Origin of the sequence: Pseudomonas sp. EL_65y_Pfl2_R96 (assembly GCF_963970905.1) — a bacterium.
Classification (GTDB): Bacteria; Pseudomonadota; Gammaproteobacteria; order Pseudomonadales; family Pseudomonadaceae; genus Aquipseudomonas.
The window spans coordinates 1-2,034 of sequence record NZ_CAXAQH010000079.1; the positions used below are offsets into that span (position 1 = coordinate 1).

At 61.3% G+C, this 2,034-nt stretch carries 1 protein-coding gene; it reads left to right on the forward strand.

Annotation, left to right across the window (positions count from 1 at the left end; all coding sequences use genetic code 11):
* Positions 1–2,034 (forward strand): DUF6531 domain-containing protein (locus AACY49_RS29460; protein WP_339527685.1); only part of this gene is annotated, 2,034 nt, incomplete at both ends.

Genomic DNA, 2,034 nt, shown 5'->3' on the forward strand with positions numbered 1-2,034 from the left:
GCGCCTCGTGAAGGCGATTTTCACGATCATCAATACCTTCATCAGCTACGTCGACCGCTACAAAAAAGTCGCCGCGCGTGGCATCGCGGCGGGCATGAAAAAAGGCCGGATGCAATTGAGCTGGAGCTCACGTCGCAACGCTGCGCTGAAGAAAGACGAACACCACGACGACTCCCCCGATCAAGCGAAAAACCCCAACGGTGACAGCGCCACTTGCGCGCCGTCGACCTGCAAAAATGGCTGCCCGGTATCGATGGTTACCGGTGAAGAACTGCTGACCCTCACCGATGGTTCGCTGGACGGCATCCTGCCGTTTGACTTCACCCGGCTCTATCGCACCAGCGCCGCCGAGATCGACTGCGGCCTGGGTTTTGGCTGGAGCCATTCGCTCGCCCATCGACTGGAAATCGACGGTGATCAGGTCATCTGGATCGACCACGAAAACCGCCGCACCACGTTCCCGCTGCCGAACCACGAACGCCCGGCGATCCACAACAGCCTCTCGCGCGCGGCGATTTATCTCGGTGCTGACCCCGAGGAACTGATTCTCGCCCAGGCTGGCGGCGACGCGCGTTTTTATCACTTTCATAACGGTCGGCTGACGGCAATCAGCGATGCGTACGACAACCGCCTGCGCATCACCCGCGACCGCCAGCAGCGCATTCAACGCCTCGACAACGGAGCTGGCCGTTCGCTGCTGTTGCGCTATGACCGCGCTCATCTGATCGCCGTCGACTATCAGGTGTTTGTCCCGGCGCAGACCCTCGACGAGGCCTGGCACACCGAGCAAACGCTGGTCAGTTACCGCTACGACGAATGCGATCAACTGATCGAGGCGAGCAACGCCGCCGGCGAGAGCGAACGTTACGACTACGACGATCAGCACGTCATTCTCCAGCGGCAGCTGGCCGGTGGGGCGAGTTTCTTCTGGGAGTGGGAACGGTCTGGCAAGGCTGCACGCTGTGTCCGGCATTGGGCGTCGTTTTCGCAGATGGATACACGGTACGTCTGGGATGACGAGGGCAGCGTCACCGTCCAGAACATCGACGGCAGCGAAGAGGTTTATGTCCACGACGACCATGCGCGGCTGGTGCGCAAGGTCGAGCTGGATGGTGGCGAACACCTCAAGGCCTATGACGATCAGGGGCGATTGGTGGCCGAGCAGGATCCGCTCGGGGCCGTCACCGAATACCGCTACGACGAAGTCGGGCGGTTGGTGGCGCTGATTCCGCCGGAAGACGAGCCAACGGCCTACGAATACCGCAACGGTTTCCTGCATGCGCGCTATCGCGGCAACGCGATGTGGAAGTATCAGCGCAACGCGCAGGGGGATGTCACCGAAGCCACCGATCCCGATGGTCAGGTCACCCATTACCACTACGATGCTCAGGGGCGGTTGCTGTCGATCCGTTACCCGGACACCAGCCGGCATGTGTTCGTCTGGAATGCCTTGGGGCAGTTGCTCGAGGAAACGCTGCCGGATGGCGGGCAGCGACGCTTTTCCTACGATGCGCTGGGACGGCAGGCGACCTGTCAGGACGAACACGGTGCGATCACGAAGTACCAATGGGATGCCATTGGCCGACTGATCCAGACGACCCTTCCTACTGGCGCCAGCCGCGCCTATAGCTACAACGCCTACGGCAAGATCACCGCCGAACGCGATGAACTGGGCCGCGTCACCCGCTACGAATACGCCGACGACCTTCACTTGGTCAGCCGCCGGATCAACCCCGATGGCACCCAACTCAGGTATCGCTACGACAACGCGCAGCTACTGCTCACGGAGATCGAAAACGAATCCGGCGAAAAATATCAGCTGGATTACACGCCCAACGGATTGATCCGACAGGAAACCGGCTTCGACGGTCGCCGCACCGCGTACGCCTACGATCTCAATGGCCACCTGCTGGAGAAAACCGAGTTCGGCGATGACGGCTCGCAGCGGGTTACGGGGTATCAACGGGACTCGGCCGGACGGTTGCTGACCAAGACCCTGCCCGACGGCATCCAGGTCGACTATCGCTACGACTC